This window comes from Micromonospora sp. URMC 105, assembly GCF_051386295.1.
Taxonomy (GTDB): Bacteria; Actinomycetota; Actinomycetes; order Mycobacteriales; family Micromonosporaceae; genus Micromonospora.
Genome location: NZ_JBPQTL010000239.1, coordinates 1 through 308, shown reverse-complemented (window position 1 = coordinate 308; position 308 = coordinate 1). Strand labels below are relative to the sequence as shown.

1 protein-coding gene is annotated in these 308 nt (G+C 73.4%); it reads left to right on the top strand.

Going from position 1 to position 308, the window contains the following annotated elements; all coding sequences use genetic code 11:
* Positions 1 to 22 precede the first annotated feature (22 nt).
* The coding region (locus tag ACSNN7_RS29115; RefSeq protein ID WP_436684235.1) for a carboxyl transferase domain-containing protein at positions 23 to 308 on the top strand (286 nt) is incomplete at its 3' end.

The window sequence follows — 308 nt, the reverse complement described above, 5'->3', positions numbered from 1 at the left end:
CCCAGGCGGCGAGGGAGTCGGCGTGACGCTCGACGGTGAGGCACTGGAGCAGCTGCGCAAGCGCGCCCGGGCCGGCGGTGCGGACAAGTACCACGCGGCGAACGCCGCCAAGGGCAAGCTCTTCGCCCGTGAGCGGGTGGCGCTCCTGGTCGACGAGGGCTCCTTCGTCGAGGACGGCCTCTACGCCAACGCGATGGCCGATGGGCTGCCCGCCGACGGCGTGGTCACCGGCACCGCCACCATCGACGGCCGCCAGGTCTGCCTGATGGCCAACGACTCCACGGTCAAGGCCGGCAGCTGGGGCGCCC